Here is a 15,901-nt window from a genome sequence, read left to right as displayed (position 1 = left end):
CTCCGCCGGCTGGCGGGGCCGGGGGGGGCGGCGCCGCCGTTCGCGGTGCGGGCCGTCCGGGTGCGGGCCGTCCGGGGAGTGGAATTCCCGGTGGCGGCAGCGGGCCCGCTGCTAGACAGGCTCGCATGACCGAACAGATCGCCCTGCGCCCCGCCACCCCCGACGAGATCCCCGCCCTGCTCGCCCTCTGGGCCCGGGCCGCCAAGGGCGCCAGCATCACGGACGACGAGGCGGGCGTGGCCGCGCTGCTCGCCCGCGACCCCGCGTGCCTGATCGTCGCCACCCCGGCCGACGACCCGCGGACCCTCCTCGGCACCGTGATCGCCGGCTGGGACGGCTGGCGCTGCCACCTCTACCGCCTCGCCGTCGACCCCGAGCACCGCCGCCGCGGCATCGGCGCCGCCCTGCTGGCCGCCGCGGAGGAGCGCTTCGCCGCGCTCGGCGGGCGCCGCGCCGACGCCATGGTGCTGGACGACAACGCGCTCGGCCACCGCACCTGGCAGGCCGCCGGGTACGCGCCCGAGCCGCAGTGGAGCCGGTGGGTCAAGCCGCTGGAGAGCTGACCCGCACCCGGCCGCTGCCGCCTCCCGCCCGTCGGCGCTTCTGCCGCCGGTCCCGGTCCCGGTCCCGGTCCCGGCCCGGGCGGCCGCCGCCGGTCGGACGGCCGCCCGGCGCCGCCGTCAGCCGCGCAGGCCGGCCAGCCAGGCCTCGACCTCGTCCGAGCGGCGGGGGAGGGCAGCGGAAAGGTTCTCGTTGCCGTCCTCGGTGACCAGGATGTCGTCCTCGATCCGCACGCCGATGCCGCGGTACTCCTCCGGGACCGTCAGGTCGTTCTGCTGGAAGTAGATGCCCGGCTCGACGGTGAGCACCATGCCCGGCTTCAGCGGGCCGTCCACGTGGATCTCGGTGAGGGAGTGGGCGCAGTCGTGGACGTCGATGCCCAGCATGTGGCCGGTGCCGGCCAGGGTGAAGCGGCGGTGCAGGCCCAGCTCGTACACCTTGTCGGCGGTCAGGTCGCCGAACAGGCCCCAGGAGGTGAGGTGTTCGGCGAGTTCGCGCTGGGCGGCGCGGTGGAAGTCGCGGAAGTCCGCGCCCGGCCGCACCGCGGCGATGCCGGCCTCCTGCGCCGCGAACACGGCGTCGTAGACCTTGCGTTGCAGGTCGGTGAAGCGGCCGCTGACCGGCAGGGTGCGGGTGATGTCGGCGGTGTAGAGGTGGTTGGTCTCCACGCCCGCGTCGAGCAGCAGGAGGTCGCCCGGCCTGGCGTGGCCGTCGTTGCGCACCCAGTGCATGGTGGTGGCGTGCGGGCCGGCCGCGGCGATCGTGCCGTACCCGACGTCGTTGCCCTCGACCCGGGCGCGGACGAAGAAGGTGCCCTCGATCAGCCGCTCCGCCGTGTCGGTGTCGGTGCCGAGGACGCGCACCACGTCCTCGAATCCCCGGGCGGTCGCCGCGCAGGCGAAGCGCAGCTCGGCGACCTCGAACTCGTCCTTCACCAGGCGCAGTCCGGACAGGAAGACCTCGAACTCCTCGTCCCGCTCGGCGACCGCCCGGCCGTCGAGGGCCGCCTCCACGCCCGCGTCGTGGCGGCGCAGCACCCGCGCCGGGCCGTCGGCCGCGCGCAGGTCGGCGTGCACGCCGCGGACGTCCCGGCAGGGCAGGCCGAGCAGCTGCTCGCTCTCGGCGAGGCTGTTGCGGCGGCCGTCCCACAGCTCGCCGTGGGTGTCCAGCCAGAACTCGCCGTTGTCGACCTCGGAGCGGTCGCGCAGGTAGAGGACGGCGTCGTGGCCGCTCGCCCCGGTCGGCCGCAGCACCAGCACGGCGTCCTGGGACTGGTCGCCCGTCAGGTAGGCGTAGTCGGAGGACGGGCGGAACGGGTAGTCGGTGTCGTTGGCCCGCACCTTGGGGTTGCCGGACGGGACCACCAGCAGCTCGCCGGGGAACGCGGCGGACAGTTCGGCGCGTCGGCGGGCGGTGTGCGCGGCCTGCGGGACCGGCTCCAGGGCGGTGCGCTCGGTGTCGGCCCAGCCCTGCTTCATGTTCGCCGCGAGTTCGTCCGTGACGCCGCGGGTGAGGCCGTTCTTCCGGTACTTGATGGTGTCGGCGGGCTCGGTCACTACGGTCTCCTGGTGAGGGTGGTGGATGCGACGCGCTTCGCTACGCTGCCCCGTCCGTCGGCATGCGTCCCGTACGGTATATCGAACAGGTGCCGGGAGAGAAGAGGTCCAGCGTGAACGACGCCGAGGAATTCGTCCGGGGCGCGGACCCCGGGCGCGGTGAGGAGTCCGTTCGCGGTGACGACTCCGTTCGTGGTGACGAGTCCGTTCGTGGTGAGGCGAGCGTCCGCAGCGTCCTGGCGGCCAACCTCAAGCGGGCGCGGGCGCAACGCGGGCTGTCGCTGTCCGAGCTGTCCCGGCGGGCCGGGATCGGCAAGGCCACGCTCTCCCAGCTGGAGTCGGGGGCCGGCAACCCGACCCTGGAGACCGTGCTCGGACTGTCCCGGGTGCTGGGCGTGCCGATCTCCGACCTGGTGGAGGCGCAGCCCGCCGAGGAGGTCACGGTGGTGCGGGCGGCCGACGCGGAGGTGCTGAGCGGCCGGGGCGTCGACCTGCGCCCGCTGCGCCGGATCGAGTCCGGGGACGTGGTGTTCGAGGTCTACGACCAGCAGGTGCGCACCGACGGCACCCAGATCTCCGCCGGTCACATCGGCACCGAGCACACCATCGTCCAGGCCGGCCGGCTGCGGGTCCGGGCGGGCCGCCGGGAACTGGAACTCGGCCCCGGGGACTACGTCGGCTTCGACGCCTCGTTGCCGCACTCCTACACCGCCGTGGGCGGTGAGCCGGTCCGCTCGGTGCTCCTGCTGCAGTACCGCGCGGAGCAGCGGCTGCACCTGGCCGGCCCGGTGGACGCGGTGGACCCGGCCGACGCGGTGAGCCCGGCGGACGGACGCGCCCTGTCGGCGGTGCCCCGCCCGGCGCTGGGGCCGGCGCTCCGCCCCGAGCACTGACGGGCACGGGCGGGCGAGGGAGGTCGAGGGCAGCCGAGGGGCGACGTTCGGTTTGCCGAACGTTCGGGGTGGCGCCCCCCGCCGACACGCGGGGATGGCGCCCCGGCCCCCACTCCCCTCGTGGTGGGGGCCGGAACGGGGCTCCGCCGTGCCGACCCGGGAGAGCATGCCAACTGCCGCGGCCGGGTGGCCATGCATTAGCCTCAGGGCCTAAAGGTCAAGAGAGCGCCAGGTCACGGCGGCTGCGGGGAGCCGGGGGAGGGTTCGTGATCACACTGAGGTTCGGGGTCGCGGACCTCGCGAGGACCCGGTTCGTCGTCTCACCGCTCGACCACCTGATGGCCGGCGCGGCCCGGCTGGGCGTGCACCAGTGCGTCGGGCTGCGCAGTGAACGCTGGTGGCGCGGAGTCCGTCGGAACGTGCCGTACCGGGCCGGACGCTTCCTCGACCTCGTCAACGCCAGTGCGCTCGGCGTCCCCAGCTTCATGGCGGCCGACCTCGACGCCGTCCGCCGGCAGCTGACCGACGAACTCGACGCGGTCCTCGCCGTACCGCAGCACGCCGTCGAGGAGGACCTCGCGGCGTTCGGCGGCGCGGCCGGACTCCCCGACGCCCTCGCCCGGTTGCTCGACGACGGCAGCCGCGGCCTGCGCGAGGTCAGCGACGGCGCCTGGGCCCTGTTCCGCTCCTGCCTCGCCCCGGACTGGCCCGAGATCCGCCGCGCCCTGGAGGCCGACATCGCCGCCCGGTCCCGTACCGCCGCCCGCTCCGGGCTCGGCACGATGCTCGACTCGCTGCACCCGAACGCGGTCTGGCGGGACGAGGGGGTGCTGGAGTGCACCCTCGCCGACCAGGAGGGCACCTTCGACCTGGGCGGCCGGGGCCTGGAGCTGCGGCCCAACTACTTCCTCCAGCACGGCATCGGCCTGCTGGTCGGCCAGGACCGCCAGAGCCTGCTGATGCACCCGGTCGGCGCCCCGCCGGCCGAGCCGCAGCCCCGTCCCACGGCCGCCGACGGCCTCGCCGCCGTCCTCGGCCCCGCCCGGGCCCGGGTCCTGCGCGCCATCGCGGGCAGCCCCTGTTCCACCACCGAACTGGCCCACCAGCTCGGCGTCACCCCGCCCTCCGCCTCCGCCCACGCCACCGCGCTGCGCGGGGCCGGCCTGATCGTCACCCAGCGCCAGGGCAAGCAGGTCCGCCACACCCTCACCGAGGTCGGCCACGACCTGCTGCTCGACAACCCGCGGCCCCCGGTCCCGGCCTGAGCGCGGACCGGTCTGCGCCCGGACCGGGACCGGACCGGGACCGGGGCGTCAACCGCGCGGCCGGCGGTCGGTCCCAGGGGCACGAACGGTGTGGAAACGGGCCGTGAATTGTTCCTCCCCGGGGGTTCCCGTCCCACCGGCCCCGGCGGCCCCACCGGGTCCGGGGGCGGGCTCGCCACAGGGGCACCGCCCGGGGCCGCACGACCGGGCCCGAGGGCACGTCTGCCCTGCGTAGGGGCCGTGGGCGCCGGTTTCTCCACGGTGCCGGACGGCTTCCGCCGGGTGGTGCGGCGGGATGCCGACGGCCCCCGGACGGCCGGGACGAGTTCCGGGCGATGATCGGCGTACCGCTGCCGTCCGCCGCCGGTGCGGGCATCATGGGCCGCGACGGGGACGTCGAACAGTCACGGAACGGGCGGAACAGCGGAACGGGGAGTCGACCGATGAGAAGGCCGATGGTGGAGTTCGGCTGCGCGCAGTGCTACGGCGAGGACGCGCAGGCGGTGTGGCGGGGCCAGCGGGAGAGGTTCGAGCACGAGGCCGAGGTCGTGGACGGCTCGCACTTCTCCGTCGACGTGCGGCGCTGCCGGGACTGCTCGCAGCGGTTCGTCTGGATCTTCACCGAGTTCGTCGACTGGATGGGCGGTGACGACTCCCGGTCCATGACGGTCATGCCGCTCACCGCCGCCGAGGCCACCGGCCTGGTCGCCGGCACCCTGCGCCCCCATGACCTGGGCGCCCTCGGCCGCGACCGCCGCCGGCTCAGCCACGACTGGCCCACCGGCGGGCCGGCCGGCCTCCGCTGGGACTCCGGCTCGTTCCTGGTCCGCGAAGGCCGCTGAGGCGGCCGGGACGGCCGGGGCGGCCGGGGCGGGCAGCGGCGGCGGCCGGCCGCGTTGACCGGCTGTCTACCGGCTCCTGCGAAGGTGCGGACGCTTTGTCCCACCTGAGCAAGGAGCGTCAGAAGTGTTTCGAACGGTAGTTGTCCGCGCGGTCGTCGCCGGTGCGGTGGTCGTGGCGTCAGTGCTGGGTGTGGTCGTCGCGGCCGCGGGAGGGCCCGCGCGGCACGGCTCGCCGACCGCACCGCCGGCCGGGGCCTGCGGCGGCTCGGCGGACGTGCAGTGCCTGGCGAACAAGGTCGCGTGGAACGGGACCGGCCTCATCGTCACTCCGCACCCGTGACCGCACCGTCGGCCGTGGCCAGCGCCGTCAGCAGCGGCGTCGCGTCGGCGGACTCCGGAGCGCTCAGCCGGCCGAGCAGGAAGCGTGCCTGCGCTTCGTGGTCCCGCGCGGTGCGGTGATCGCCGCGAGCGGTCAGGGTGTTGGCCAACACCAGGTGGGCGAGAGCGCGTTCGCGCTGTCGCCCACCTTTCGTCGCCAGGCCCAGTGCCTGCTCCGCCTCCCGGACGGCCTCGTCGACCCGGCCCAGCAGGCGCAGGATGTCGGCGAGGCGGCTGCGGGCGGCCGACTCGCGGTCGAGATCCCCGGCGGCGTTCGCGCAGCCGATGCAGGACCGCATCCGGGCGGCGGCGTCGTCGAGCCGGCCCAGCACCTGGTGGGCGAGGCCGAGGACGTAGTGCACGTAGGCGGTCATCGCGGCGTCGGCGGTCCCGCCGGGTTCGGCGAGGAGACGGAGGCAGGTCTCCACCGCCCCGGCCGCGTGACCGCTGCGGATCCGGGACAGTGCCGCGTTCGCGGTGCTGGCGACCTCACCCGAGCGGTGGCCGAGCCGCCGGGCCAGCGCCGCCGCCTCGTCGAAGGCGGCGATCGCCTCCTCGTGCCGGCCCTCGGCCTGCGCGATCAGCCCCAGGTCGTTGAGGGCCTGCCGGAGCACCGGCGGGTCCCCGGCCTCCTCGCAGGCCCGTGCGGCCAGCCGTGCCTGCGCGTCGGCCTCGTCGAGCCTGGCACGGGAGAGCAGGATCGTGCCCAGGAGGAAACGGGAACGGCCCTCCGTGAAACGGTCGCCGGAGGAGACCGCCGCGGCGATCAGGAGCCGGGCCGCCTCCTCCGCCCGGCCGCCGAAGGCGCCGAGGCCGAGCGGACTGAGGGCGATCAACAGGTCGACGGCGGACCGTAGTTCGGCTGTTGCGGCTGTTGCGGCCGTGGGGCCGTCGGTGGCGACGGCGGCGGCGAGCGCCACGGCTCCCGGCGTCTCGGCCCGCGCCCACCGGCGGGCGCCCGCCGGATCCGCGAAGACCGGGCGGTCGGCGGCGTCGGCCCGGCCGGCGAGGGCGGCCCGATCGGCGGGGTCGGCGTGGTCGGCCCGGTCGGGAGCCGGCGCGCCGAACACGTCGGCCACCGGGTCACCGGGAACGGCGAGCGCGAAGGCCGTCCGGGCGCAGCCGAGCAGCAGGGCCAGCAGCCGCCGGTGCGCGGCCGCCCGTTCCTCCCGGTCGTGCCGCCGCGACGTCCGGCGGGCGAAGGCACGCACCAGGTCGTGGAAGCGGTAGCGTCCCGCACCCAGGGACTCCAGCAGCGCCTGGTCCACCAGTGACTCGGCGAGCTGCTCCGCCCGGTCCTCCGGCAGACCCAGGACCGCGGCTGCCGACGCCAGGCCGATGTCCGGCTCGATCCAGGACAGCATGCGGAAGGCCGTTGCCAGCGGCGGGGAGAGCCGTCGGTGACCCAGCTCGAAGACCTGCTCGACGGCGACGTCCCGGGTACGGAGTGCGCCGATCCCCTCACGGTCGTCGGCCAGACGCCGGACGAGGTCGGCGATCGGCCGGCCAGGGGTCGCGGCGAGCTGCGCCGCCGCGATCCGCACGGCCAGCGGCAGCCGGCCGCAGGCCTCGACCAACAGCCCGGCCTGCTCGCTCTGAGCAGACCTTCGGGAGGCACCGATGACCGCGTCCAGCAGGCCGATCGCCTCGTCCTCGCTGAACACGTCCAGCGCGACGTGCAGGACCGACGGCACGCCGTAGAGCACCGTACGACTGGTGACGATCACCGCGCAGTCCGGGCAACCGGGCAGCAGCGGCTGGACCTGGGCGTCGTCCCGCGCGTTGTCCAGGACGATCAGCAGACGCCTTCCGGCGCTGGCCGACCGGAAGAGCGCGGACCTGCCCGCCAGGTCCTTCGGCACGGCCGACGGCCGGACACCCAGCGCGGTCAGGAAGTCCGCCAGGATGTCGGACGCACTGGCGGGCACCAGGTCGGCGCCCCGCAGATCCGCGTACAACCGGCCGTCCGGGAACTCCGGGCGCAGGGCATGGGCCGCACGCACGGCGAGGGCCGTCTTCCCGACCCCCGCCATACCGGTGACGGACACCAGACGCAGGGCGGGGCCGGTCCGCGCGGTCAGAGCCCGGTCGATGCGGACGACGTGCTCCTGTCGGCCGGTGAAGTGCGGCAACGCAGGGGGGAGTTGGTCCGGGTCAAGGCCGTCACGCAGGGCGGCGAGTTCAGGGCCGGGCTCGATCCCCAGGTGCTCCACGAGCCGGGCGTGCAGCGCGTCGTAGACCGCGCGCGCCTCCGGCGCACGGCCCTGGCGGTGCAACGCGCGGATGAGCAGGCCCTGCAGACGCTCGCGGAACGGATGACCGGCGGCGAGGGACTCCAACTCGGGGAGGTGGTCGGCCGGTCCGCCGAGAACGACGTCCAGGGCGAGGCGCTCCTCCAGGAGCGTCAGACGCAACTCCGACAGCCGCTCCCGCTCGCGCCGCAGGAACGGGCCCGGGAGGTCGAGCAACGGTTCGCCGTGCCACAGCGACAACGCGTCCCTCAAGTGGTCCCGGGCGCGCTCGGGGTGCGCGGCCGAGCACCGTCCGGCCAGATCGTGGAGGCGCCTGACCCGGCCCAGGTCGACGAGGTCCGGATCGATCGCCAGCCGGTAGCCACCTGCCTGGGACAGCAGGACGGTCGGGGTGTCGCGTGCGGGCTCCAACAGCTTCCGCAGCTGGGAGATGTAGGACCGGAGGGTGATGAGGGGCGAGCCGGGCGGCTGGTCGCCCCACAGGTCGTCGACCAGTTCGTCGACCGTGACGACGGAGTCCGGCCGCAGGAGGAGGGCGACCAGGACGGACCGCTGCCGAGGCGCCCCCAACTCGACGGCAGAATCGGCGCGCTGCACCCGCAGCGCGCCGAGCAACGCGAAGCTGAGCTGATTCGGATCACTGGCTAACGGCAAGGCATTCCCCCTGATGGGCAGTCGGGACGGATCAGCTGGTGCCGAACTCGCCGGCCTTGACGCCGACGATGAACGATCGCCAGGCCTCCGGGCCGAAGGCGAGCTGGGGGCCGTCGGGGTCCTTGCTGTCGCGGACCGGCAGGACCCCGGGGATGCCGGGGGCGACCTCGATGCACTGGCCCCCACCGTTGCTGTAAGAGGACTTCAACCAGGAGGTGGGCTTGACCGTCGTGATGGGGAACATGGCGTGGAGCTCCTTGAGACGGGTGCGGATGAGAGACATCGAGTCCGCACATGAGAGGGCTTGGGCCTGGAGCCAATCGTAAGTCCTTGCGAGGGAACCGATCTGCTCTGCGTCGTCGCGCTCAAGGTAGCCCCGTTGGATGGTTTCGAGATAGGCCATCCACTTCTCGTCAGGACTGGTCAGCAGCGTGAACTGCATTGTTGTCGGGACGTGTTCGCCGAGGCTGCACGGCGCGATCTGCAGCATGACGTGTGGAAGGGCAGCCACTCGCTCAAGTCGGCCAAGCTGTTCGGCCATGACGGAGGGGCCGCCAACGGGCCGCAGACAGCTCTCGTCCATGACGATGTGGATGGCGGGTGCCGGTTCGCGGTACAGCACGGACTGCCTCGCCATGCGGACATTCAGGCGTTCGACGGCCTTTTCCTCGGGGATCTCGCCTCTTTGGGCCGCGGCATTGATGAGCGCCGAGGCATAGGCCCGCGTCTGCAGGAGCCCGGGAATGACGTTCAGTTCGTAGATTTTAAAGGCGGTTGCCTTGGTTTCGTGCTCGATGTAGGCGAAGAATCCGCCGATCAGAGTGCTGCTCTTCGTGCTCCAGTACAGGAGTTCAAGCGCTCCACAGGTGTCGAGCACCCTGTCAGCCCGCCGGAGGAGGTTCAGGGGAGCAGGACGTGCTCCGGTCTCGATCAGGGAGATCAGAGAGTCGCTGTAGTTGATCAGCTCGCCGAGTTCGACCTGCGTGAGCCCCCTCGCCTTGCGGAACCGGCGCAGCTGGACGCCGATGACCCCGTTCGGGGAGGAGGTGGGGTCAAGTACCTGCTCGGTCATGGTGATCACTCGATTCCACAACATGTGCTGTCAAAGGAAAGCTCTTCCGATGCTAGCCACGACTGGCCACTCTTGGTGAGGAGTTGGCAACAGAGAGGAACTGGTCAGTGGATATGACGAACAATCAATCCGGTGAAAGCCTGATCCTGCGGCGAAACTTCCCGCCCTGCCTCTGCGCGCAGTGCGGCGATTCCGTCCCCGAGGCCCGCATGCCCTCCAACTCCGTCGCCCCGGCGGCGCCGCCCGTACGACGGGTGGCGCCGCCGTCCGAGCCCTACCGCCCCTCGTCCGTCGGCGAGCGGGTCTTCGACGTCCGCTCCGGCCGCTGGGCCGCCTTCATGGGCTGGCAGCAGGGCCTCGCCTTCCTCCGCCCCGTCGGCGGCGGCGTCGAGTGGGAGACCGAAGCGCGTTGGATCACCGACTCCGAACTGTGAGATGCCCTATGAGCAGCATGATCGACAAGACCACGGCCGAGGACCGTCGCGCCGCGGCCGACATTCTCGACGACCTCCAGGCCGTCCTGAGCGCCGCCGCCGTCGAACTCCCCTCCCTCGGCATCGACTGGCGCTCGGCCACATCGACCGGCGTCATCCTGATCGACCTCGGGGCCGCCCGGCCGGACGTCATCGAGCGGCTGGTCGTCGTCCTCCGCAGAGGTATGCGGCCGTAGTCGCCGCCGGCCTCATCACCGTCGGCTCCCTCGCGATCGCCGGTGCCGCGCTCCTCCTGATCCCCGAGGGTGAACCCGCACCGGCGCGCGGCCTGGTGTTCGTCCTCGTCTTCCTCGCCGCCTCGACGGGCGGATTCGCCTTCGCCGTCGGGTGGATGTAGTCCCACCCCCGGACGAGGGGTCGAACGGGGGTCTATGCTCTGGCCCCGAGCAACTGGGGGGATCATGGCGCGGAAAGCGCTCGGAATACCGCTGTACAACAGAACGGCGCTGGTCATCGGGCTCGTCGTGTTCGGCGGCTTCGTCCTGCTGAGCCTGGCGGCGATGGGGGCGCAGGCGCGCTACCACTACCGCTACGCCGATGCCGGCCGCGTACAGGCCACGGTAGTGACGGCGGAGTACCGGGGCCCGAAGGGGGAACGGCCGGGCAGGATCGTGCTCGCGCTGGCCGACGGCCGGGAGGTCACGCCCGACCGCGACCTGGGCAGCGTGCCCGCCGGGCTCGAGACGGGCGCGGTGCGGACCGTGCTGATCAACCCGCACCGGCCGTCCACGGTGGCGTTCCCGGCGCAGGTGGGGTGGGGGTCCGTGCTGCTCCCGTGGGTGCTGATGCTGCCGGTCGGCGTCATCGGTGTGGCGGGAATGCTGCTCTACCGGGCGTTCTGGGGCCGCGGGCCGGTCGCCGCGACGGCGCCGCGCAGGTAACGATCCCGACCGGAACGTCGGGGTTCGTCGGCCGGAGTCCTCTCCACGGGCCCCGGCCGCGTGCGAACGGGCGGGCCGGGGCACACTGGGCTCATGAACTCGGGGGCGGGGCTTGGCGAGCGTGGCTGGGACGAGGGCGAGGCCCTGCGGGCCGTACTGGGGCGCACGGCCGAGGAACTCGGGCTCGCCCTGCCCGCGACGGACAGCACGTGGCGTCATCTCGCGGAGTACGTCGGCGCGGACGGCGCGCGGCGCGCGGTGGTGCACCCGCCCGACAGGGGGCGGCGGACCTTCCAGGTGGACCTCAAGGACCACGGCACCCGCCTGGCCTGGGGGCGGACCTCGGACCCGGCCAAGGTGGCCAGGGCGACGGCCGCGTGGACGGGCGGCGCGGGACTCGAAGGGACCCGGGCGCGAGCCTCGTTCATCCGGTTCGGTCCGTGGGCCCTGGTCCACGAGCGGGAGCCGCTCGGTGCCGTCGAGTTGGCCTGGTGCCTCAAGCTCGACCGTGTCCACACGCCGCCGTACAACCGGCACCCGCGCGCCCACGCGCTACTGGCGGCGGCGTACGCCCAGCCGGCGCTCCGTCGGCTGATGCCGGTCAACAGCCACTTCGACCTCTGGTTCTCCACCAGTGTCGAACGGCGCGTGAGTACCGGGTACACCGTTCGCCCGGACGACGAGGGGCTGTACGGGGTGTGGCACCACAGCGAGTTGGTCGCGCGTACCGAGACGCCGGAGGAAGCCGTCGCCCTCGTGGTGGCCGCCCTCCCGGAGGGGCTCGGGCCGGCACGCTGAGGCGGCCCGAGGGCGCGGAGCAGGGGCGATGGCGTCACCTCATGGCCGGGCCTCGTCGGGGGACTGCGGACCGACCGGGAAGTGGATGGGGCTGAGCAGGTAGGGTGCGCGGCCCGGTGCCGGCCGGTTGGCCAGTCGGGGGCCCAACACTGCGCGCAACTGAGCCGTCATCTCGGCGAGTTCGTCCGGGCTGAGCCAGAGCGTGCCCTGGCGGTAGGAGACCGCGTCGGTCACCGGGTCGGCGCCGTCGCGGTCGAGGTAGGCGTTGAACTCCGCGATGAGCACGGCCATGGCGGCGGCGAAGCCCCGGCGGTGGTCGTCCGGCGTCATGGCGGCGGCGGCGTCGGCATCCACGACCGGGCGGTCCTGGCGCAGCCGGTAGTGCCGCTCGACGGTGCCGCGCACCCGCTGCTCGCCGGCCACCTCCAGGAAGCCCGCCTCGGCGAGCAGGGCGACGTGCCGGTACATGGTCACCTTCGCCACGTCGGGCATGCGCTCGCACAACTGTGCGGTGGTCAGTTCGCGGCCGCCGGCGAGCGCGTGCACCACGCGCAGGCGCACCGGGTGGAGAAGAACGTCGGTGGTGTCCATGGGCTTCACAATTCCATACTCGATACTATTATCGAAAGTGGAAACGGCGAGCCTTGGAGGGGGCATGCGTCAGGCAGCGGGGCGGGCGGTGCAGGTGAACGGCCGGACCGTTCATGTGGAGGAGTCCGGCAGCGGAACGGACCGGGTGGTCTTCGAGGCGGGAGGGGGAATGGGGCGCACCTGCTGGGACCCGGTGGTCGCCCTGCTGGCGGACCGGACGCGACTGGTCGCCTACGACCGCGCAGGCTTCGGGCGCAGCGGCCGAACGGCTGCCCGGCAGAGCATCGACGACCTGGCCGCGGACCTCGTCGCGCTGGTCGAGGCGGTCGTCCCCGGCGGCTTCGTGCTCGTCGCGCACAGCATGGGCGGGCTGGTCGCCCGCCGCGCCGTGGAGGGGCTGGGCCGGCGGCTGCGGGGGCTGCTCCTGCTTGACCCGGCAGCCGAGAGCGCGCCCGTCTACGACACCTTCGACCGGACCGCGGTGAAGGTCGACCGGTCGCTGGCGGTGACGCAGGCACTCTTCCGGTACCGCCTGCCGGCCCGCCTGGCCAGCGGTGACCTCCGGCGTCTCTACCCGGCGGACACCTACGCGGCCATGCTCGCCGAGGACTTCGTCCCGGCGGGCATCGCGCAGACACGGAAGGAGATCGCAGCCGTGGCCGAGGCCATCCCGCGCTTCCGCGCCGAGCCGCCCGCCCCGCCGACGTGCCCCACCGTCCTGCTCTCGGCCGCCCGGCCGCAGAAGGGCCGGGCCCGGCACCACGCCGCCCTGACCGAGCACCGGCGGCGCTGGGCCGAGTCCCTGCCCGACGGCCGGTTCGAGACCGTGGACTCCGGCCACCTCATCCAGGCCGAGCGGCCGGGGATCGTCGCCGACCGGGTCCGGAGCCTCCTCGACCGGACCGGCTGACCGGCCGGACGAACGCCCGGAGAGCCTGAATGCGCCGCGCTCGGCGGGCGCCGGCCGTCCAGCCCGTGAGGGATTCGGACGGGCCGACGGCCTCCGCCGTGGCGAAAGGCCCGATGTGAAGGTGCGGGCTCCGAGGAGGCTCGAAGCCCGCACCGAGTCATCCGGTGCTCAGACGTCGCTGAGGGCGTAGCTGCGGAAGGTGGCGAGGAGGGGCAGCACTTCGGTCTTGTTGGGGTCCTCGGTGACGGCCCTCATCGCGTCGATCACGGTGTGGGCGATGATCTTGGTGACGGCGAAGTCGTCCGGGGCGGCGAGGGTGCCCCAGGCCTTGAGGGTCTGGGTGAGCAGGGCGCTCATCCGCGCACCGATGTTGGAGCTGACGGCGTCGGAGATCTCGGCGAGTTCCTCGTCGCTCATGGTGGAGCGCAGGCCGAAGGCCAGCGCCATCAGTGTGTCCATCGCGTGTTCGCCGTATGCGGCGACCAGCGCCGGCAGCGGCGGTTCGTCGGCGCTGCCCGCCGCCAGGGCGGCCAGCGCCTCGTCGTCGTCCTTCCACGCCGCCTCCAGGGCGGCCAAGGCCCGCAGGGCCTCGTCCATGGTCAGCCCGTCTGTCATGGGAGGAACCGTATTGAGCCCGTACCCGCCGCACCCATGGTTCGGGCGCAGAGATCACACCTTCGAGCGAAGCCGGGCCTATTCGGCCCGGTGGGCCCGCGCGAAGTGCTCCGCGTCCCAGTGGCCGCCCAGCCCGGGTGCCAGTGAGTCCAGGGCGAGGGCGGCGAAGTCCTCGGCCATGCCCGCGCGTTCCGGCAGGGCGCCGAGCAGCGGGGCGCCGGCGGAGCGGGGCAGGTCGGCGAGGTTGCAGCGTTCGGCGAGGCCGGGGGCCGTGGGCCAGGAGCCGACGAGGACGCCCGCGAGCGGGAGTTCGCGCGCTGCCAGGGCCTCCGCCGTGAGCGAGACGATGTTGAGCGTGCCGAGTCCGGCGGAGGCGATCAGCAGCACCTCGGCGGGGAGCCCGGCATCGAGGACGGCCCGGGCCTGGTCGGCGAGGGTGCGGCCCTCGTCGTCGTAGCGGACGAGCAGGCCGCCCGCACCCTCGACGAGCACCAGGTCGTGCGTGGCCGCGAGTTCGGCGACCTCGGCCACCACCTCGGCGGGGGAGAGGTACGGCATCCCGGCCCGCCGGGCGGCGGTGTCGGGGGCCAGCGGCTCCGGGTAGCGCACCAGTTCACGGATCGTCAGTTCGCCTGCCAGGCGCTCCACTTCGGCCGCATCGCCGGGCTCGCCCGGGGCGACACCGGTCTGTCCGGGCTTGAGCACGGCGACCTTGCGGCCGCTGTGCAGCGCGGCCGAGGCGACGGCGGCGGTGGCGACGGTCTTGCCGACGTCCGTGTTCGTGCCCGTCACGAAGAGGATGCGCGCGCCCGTCCCCTCGGTGGTGGTGCCGGTCATCCCGCCACCGCCGCGGCGGTCACGGCGGCAGCGATCCGTGCCACGTCCTCGTCCTCCGTCACATAGGGGGGCATCGTGTAGATCAGGTCCCGGAAGGGGCGCAGCCAGACGCCCTCCCGTGCGGCCGCCTCGGTCGCCGCCCGGACGTCCACCGGGTGGTCGAGCTGCACGACGCCGATGGCGCCCCGGACCCGTACGTCGTGCACGCCGGGGACGTCCGCGGCCGCCGCGAGGCCGCCGCGCAGCCCGTCCTCGATGCGCTTGACCTCCACCGCCCAGTCCTGGCCGAGCAGCAGGTCCAGCGAGGCGTTGGCGGCGGCGCAGGCCAGCGGGTTGCCCATGAAGGTCGGGCCGTGCGCGAGCACCGGCATCTCGCCGCGGCTGATCCCGTCGGCGATCTCACCGGTGCACAGTGCGGCGGCCAGGGTCAGGTAGCCGCCGGTGAGGGCCTTCCCGAGGCACATCACGTCCGGCGCGACGCCCGCGTGGTCGGCGGCGAACAGCGCGCCGCTGCGGCCGAATCCGGTGGCGATCTCGTCGAAGACCAGCAACACCCCGTACCGGTCGCAGAGTTCGCGCAGCATGCGCAGGTACGCGGGGGAGTGGAACTGCATGCCGCCCGCGCCCTGGACCACCGGCTCGACGATGACGGCGGCCAGCTCGTCGGCGTGACGCGCCATCAACTCCTCGAACCGGGCGGCGTACTCGGCGTCGAGCGGGGCGTCGAACCCGGCCGGCGGCTGCGGCGCGAAGAGCTGCCCGGGCAGCACCCCGCCCCACAGGTGGTGCATCCCGCCGTCCGGGTCGCAGACCGACATCGGGTGGAAGGTGTCGCCGTGGTAGCCGCCGCGCCAGGTCAGCAGCCGGCGCTTCTGCGGCCGACCGGTGGACTGCCAGTACTGCAGGCACATCTTCATCGCGACCTCGACGGCGACCGAACCCGAGTCGGCGAGGAAGACGTGCTGCAGCGGCTCCGGGGTGATCTCCACCAGCGTGGCGGCCAGCCGGACGGCGGGCTCGTGGGTGAGCCCGCCGAACATGACGTGGCTCATCCGCCCCAGCTGCTCGCGCACGGCCCCGTCCAGGACCGGGTGCCGGTAGCCGTGGATCGCCGCCCACCAGGACGACATCCCGTCGACCAGCTCGCGTTGCCCGCCCGCGACCTCGTGGGCCAGGCGCAGCCGTACGCCGGAGGCGGACTCGACCACGTACGGGGTGGCGGTGCCGGGCATCGGCCCGTACGGGTGCCAGACGTGGGCGCGGTCGAGGGTGAGCAGCGTGTCCGCGGACAGCTGGGGCATG

17 protein-coding genes are annotated in these 15,901 nt (G+C 73.6%); 10 read left to right on the top strand and 7 right to left on the bottom strand.

The genetic code is table 11. The features are described 5' to 3' along the window. Window positions 1-125 precede the first annotated feature (125 nt). Window positions 126-563 (top strand): GNAT family N-acetyltransferase, encoded by a 438-nt coding sequence (locus tag ACFV04_RS32505; protein WP_360262977.1) that lies wholly within the window; start codon window positions 126-128, stop codon window positions 561-563. 117 nt (window positions 564-680) lie between these two features. On the opposite strand, the gene ACFV04_RS32500 is transcribed toward ACFV04_RS32505, so the two are convergent. Then, window positions 681-2,144: an aminopeptidase P family protein gene (locus ACFV04_RS32500; protein WP_380534382.1), complete on the bottom strand. Its 1,464-nt coding sequence runs from the start codon at window positions 2,142-2,144 to the stop codon at window positions 681-683. A gap of 86 nt (window positions 2,145-2,230) precedes the next feature. On the opposite strand from ACFV04_RS32500, the gene ACFV04_RS32495 reads away from it, so the two are divergent. The 4 genes from ACFV04_RS32495 to ACFV04_RS32480 all read left to right on the top strand — a co-directional run bounded on the left by ACFV04_RS32495 (window position 2,231) and on the right by ACFV04_RS32480 (window position 5,457). Continuing rightward, the gene (locus tag ACFV04_RS32495) at window positions 2,231-3,010 is read left to right on the top strand and encodes a helix-turn-helix domain-containing protein (protein WP_380534379.1); all 780 of its coding nucleotides are present in this window, start codon (window positions 2,231-2,233) and stop codon (window positions 3,008-3,010) included. A 266-nt stretch (window positions 3,011-3,276) separates the two neighbouring features. Beyond that, complete coding sequence (locus ACFV04_RS32490) at window positions 3,277-4,275, top strand: ArsR/SmtB family transcription factor (RefSeq protein WP_380340536.1); 999 nt, start codon at window positions 3,277-3,279, stop codon at window positions 4,273-4,275. A gap of 443 nt (window positions 4,276-4,718) precedes the next feature. Next, on the top strand, window positions 4,719-5,117 hold the full coding sequence (locus ACFV04_RS32485) for a hypothetical protein (protein WP_380340539.1): 399 nt from the start codon (window positions 4,719-4,721) through the stop codon (window positions 5,115-5,117). Between the two features lie 124 nt (window positions 5,118-5,241). Continuing rightward, complete coding sequence (locus ACFV04_RS32480; protein WP_380340542.1) at window positions 5,242-5,457, top strand: hypothetical protein; 216 nt, start codon at window positions 5,242-5,244, stop codon at window positions 5,455-5,457. Here ACFV04_RS32480 and ACFV04_RS32475 read toward each other — a convergent pair. After that, window positions 5,441-8,401, bottom strand: coding sequence for a BTAD domain-containing putative transcriptional regulator (locus ACFV04_RS32475; RefSeq protein WP_380534376.1), 2,961 nt, complete (start codon window positions 8,399-8,401; stop codon window positions 5,441-5,443). The genes ACFV04_RS32480 and ACFV04_RS32475 overlap by 17 nt on opposite strands. A 31-nt stretch (window positions 8,402-8,432) precedes the next feature. Beyond that, window positions 8,433-9,473, bottom strand: coding sequence for a Scr1 family TA system antitoxin-like transcriptional regulator (locus tag ACFV04_RS32470; protein WP_380534374.1), 1,041 nt, complete (start codon window positions 9,471-9,473; stop codon window positions 8,433-8,435). A 113-nt stretch (window positions 9,474-9,586) separates the two neighbouring features. Between ACFV04_RS32470 and ACFV04_RS32465 the strand changes: the two genes are divergently transcribed. From ACFV04_RS32465 to ACFV04_RS32450, 4 genes are all read left to right on the top strand, one after another. Further along, window positions 9,587-9,907: a hypothetical protein gene (locus ACFV04_RS32465; RefSeq protein WP_380534372.1), complete on the top strand. Its 321-nt coding sequence runs from the start codon at window positions 9,587-9,589 to the stop codon at window positions 9,905-9,907. A gap of 8 nt (window positions 9,908-9,915) precedes the next feature. Further along, window positions 9,916-10,143: a hypothetical protein gene (locus ACFV04_RS32460; RefSeq protein WP_380534370.1), complete on the top strand. Its 228-nt coding sequence runs from the start codon at window positions 9,916-9,918 to the stop codon at window positions 10,141-10,143. 225 nt (window positions 10,144-10,368) lie between these two features. After that, the gene (locus ACFV04_RS32455) at window positions 10,369-10,848 is read left to right on the top strand and encodes a hypothetical protein (protein ID WP_380534368.1); all 480 of its coding nucleotides are present in this window, start codon (window positions 10,369-10,371) and stop codon (window positions 10,846-10,848) included. A gap of 93 nt (window positions 10,849-10,941) precedes the next feature. Beyond that, window positions 10,942-11,646 carry a DUF6193 family natural product biosynthesis protein gene (locus ACFV04_RS32450; protein ID WP_380340557.1) on the top strand — a complete coding sequence of 235 codons (705 nt, stop codon included), beginning with the start codon at window positions 10,942-10,944 and terminating at the stop codon, window positions 11,644-11,646. Between the two features lie 39 nt (window positions 11,647-11,685). On the opposite strand, the gene ACFV04_RS32445 is transcribed toward ACFV04_RS32450, so the two are convergent. After that, complete coding sequence (locus tag ACFV04_RS32445; RefSeq protein WP_380340560.1) at window positions 11,686-12,237, bottom strand: helix-turn-helix domain-containing protein; 552 nt, start codon at window positions 12,235-12,237, stop codon at window positions 11,686-11,688. Window positions 12,238-12,301: 64 nt separating this feature from the next. Between ACFV04_RS32445 and ACFV04_RS32440 the strand changes: the two genes are divergently transcribed. Next, complete coding sequence (locus tag ACFV04_RS32440) at window positions 12,302-13,147, top strand: alpha/beta fold hydrolase (protein WP_380534366.1); 846 nt, start codon at window positions 12,302-12,304, stop codon at window positions 13,145-13,147. Between the two features lie 168 nt (window positions 13,148-13,315). Here ACFV04_RS32440 and ACFV04_RS32435 read toward each other — a convergent pair whose 3' ends face one another. The 3 genes from ACFV04_RS32435 to ACFV04_RS32425 form a co-directional block, all read right to left on the bottom strand. After that, window positions 13,316-13,762 carry a hypothetical protein gene (locus ACFV04_RS32435; RefSeq protein ID WP_380340566.1) on the bottom strand — a complete coding sequence of 149 codons (447 nt, stop codon included), beginning with the start codon at window positions 13,760-13,762 and terminating at the stop codon, window positions 13,316-13,318. 78 nt (window positions 13,763-13,840) lie between these two features. Beyond that, the gene (gene bioD / locus ACFV04_RS32430; protein WP_380340569.1) at window positions 13,841-14,599 is read right to left on the bottom strand and encodes a dethiobiotin synthase; all 759 of its coding nucleotides are present in this window, start codon (window positions 14,597-14,599) and stop codon (window positions 13,841-13,843) included. Then, window positions 14,596-15,900 carry an adenosylmethionine--8-amino-7-oxononanoate transaminase gene (locus tag ACFV04_RS32425; protein ID WP_380340571.1) on the bottom strand — a complete coding sequence of 435 codons (1,305 nt, stop codon included), beginning with the start codon at window positions 15,898-15,900 and terminating at the stop codon, window positions 14,596-14,598. Before ACFV04_RS32425 ends, bioD begins: the two co-directional genes overlap by 4 nt. Window position 15,901 lies beyond the last annotated feature (1 nt).

Origin of the sequence: Kitasatospora sp. NPDC059599, from assembly GCF_042735125.1 — a bacterium.
GTDB lineage: Bacteria > Actinomycetota > Actinomycetes > Streptomycetales > Streptomycetaceae > Kitasatospora.
This window is presented reverse-complemented; position numbering and strand designations above follow the sequence as displayed.